2 protein-coding genes are annotated in these 2,074 nt (G+C 72.6%); both read left to right on the top strand.

Annotated elements, in window-relative coordinates; all coding sequences use genetic code 11:
• Positions 1-663: SH3 domain-containing protein (locus tag AOK18_RS34745; RefSeq protein WP_240503314.1), on the top strand; the 663-nt coding region annotated here is incomplete at its 5' end.
• A 43-nt stretch (positions 664-706) separates the two neighbouring features.
• On the top strand, positions 707-2,074 hold a 1,368-nt coding region (locus tag AOK18_RS25820; RefSeq protein ID WP_055695897.1), incomplete at its 3' end, for an FtsW/RodA/SpoVE family cell cycle protein.

Genomic DNA, 2,074 nt, shown 5'->3' with positions numbered 1-2,074 from the left:
GCCGGAGGCAACGGCGGCGGTTACGACAACGGCGGAGGAAACGGCGGGGGCAACGGCAACAACGACGGAGACGGCGGCCACGGCAACGACGGCCGGGGTGGCAACGGCGGAGGCGGAGCCGGCGGAAACGACAACGGCGCCGGTCACGGCAACGGCGGAGGAAACGGCAACGACGGCCGAGGCGGCAACGGCAACGACGACCGGGGCAATGGCAACGACGGCCAGGGCAACAACGACGGCCGGGACGGCCGGGGCAACAACGACGACCGGGGCAACGCCAACGACGGCCGAGGCAACAACGACGACCGGGGCAACGCCAACGACGGCCGAGGCGGCAACGGCAACGACGGCCGAGGCGGCAACGGCAACGACGGCCAGGGCGGCAACGGCAACGACGGTCGGGGCAACGAGGGCCACGGCGACCACGCCCGGTACAGGGGTGTCATCACGGCACCCTCGCTCGCCCTGCGCACCGCGCCGGACCGCGGCGCACGGGTGATCCGGTACGCCCGCAAGGGCAACGTCGTCTCGATCCACTGCAAGGTCGGCGGGGACACCGTCCAGGGCAACCCGCTCTGGTACCTGGTCACCGACGGCAAGACCTGGGCCTGGGGCGCGGCCCGCCACATCGACAACGTCGGGCCCGCGCCACGCTGGTGCTGACGGGCACAACACATAAGTGGTCACATATAGGTAGGTTCCGGACATGAGCAAGGCCGGAATCCTCCTGGCGACGGCTGATCCGCCCGCGCCCGCCGCTTCCCCGCCCCGGCGCCGGGGCGTCGAGATCGCCCTCATCGTCCTGGCCGTCCTGCTGTCGGTGTACGGCTACTGCGCCGTCGGCTTCGCCAGGAACGGCTCCGTCCCGCCCGGCGCCGCCGGTTACGGCGCCGGGCTCGGCGTGCTCGCGCTGGTCGCCCATCTGGCGGTGCGCTTCCGGGCACCCGGGGCCGATCCGCTCCTGCTCCCCGTCGCCGTCCTGCTCAACGGGCTCGGCCTGGTGCTGATCTACCGGCTCGACCTGGAGACACCGGGCGACGAGGCCGCCCCGGCCCAGCTGGTGTGGTCGACGCTGGGCGTGGCGCTGTTCATCGCGGTTGTCCTGCTGCTGCGCGACCACCGGGTGCTGCGGCGCTTCACCCGCACGTGCGCCGTCTCGGCGCTCGTCCTGCTCACGGTGCCGATCTTCTTCCCCGCGGTGAACGGGGCCCGTATCTGGATCCGGGTCGCCGGACTCTCCATCCAGCCGGGAGAATTCGCGAAGGTCCTGCTCGCGGTGTTCTTCGCGGCGTACCTGGCGGAGAACCGCGGCGCGCTCACCCGTACCGGCCGCCGGTTCCGGCGGCTGCGGCTGCCCACCGGCCGGGTGCTCGGCCCGATCGTCGCCGTGTGGCTGGTGAGCGTGGGCGTGCTGGTCCTGGAACGGGACCTCGGCACGTCGCTGCTGTTCTTCGGCCTGTTCGTCGTCGTGTTGTACGTCGCCACCGGCCGTACCGGCTGGCTCGCCGCCGGCCTGCTGCCGGCGTCGCTGGGCGCGGTGGCCGTGGGCCGGCTGGAACCTCACGTGCACAGCAGGATCGAGACCTGGCTGAACCCGTTCGCCTCGATCGAGGCGGGTGAGGGCCCGAACCAGCTGGCGCAGTCGCTGTTCGCCTTCGCGGAGGGCGGGCTGCTCGGCACCGGGCTGGGGCTCGGGCATTCCGTGCTCATCGGCTTCGCGGTCAAGTCCGACTTCATCCTGGCCACGGCCGGTGAGGAGCTGGGGCTCGTCGGGCTCTCCGCGATCTTCCTGCTGTACGGGCTGCTGGTGGAGCGGGGCTACCGGGCCGGCCTCGCGCTGTACGACCCGTTCGGCCGGCTGCTCGCCGTGGGGCTGGCCGCGATCGTGGCCCTCCAGGTCTTCGTGATCGCGGGCGGGGTGACGGGGCTGATCCCGCTGACCGGGATGGCGATGCCGTTCCTGGCGCAGGGAGGGTCGTCGGTGGTCACCAACTGGGCGATCGTGGCGCTGCTGGTCCGGCTGAGCGATTCGGCGGACCGCCGGGAGGACGGGCGCCCCCCGCCCGGCGGGACG

The organism is Streptomyces prasinopilosus (assembly GCF_001419695.1).
Classification (GTDB): Bacteria; Actinomycetota; Actinomycetes; order Streptomycetales; family Streptomycetaceae; genus Streptomyces; species Streptomyces prasinopilosus.
Note: the sequence above shows the minus strand (reverse complement) of the source record. Positions and strands in the feature narration are given on the sequence as shown.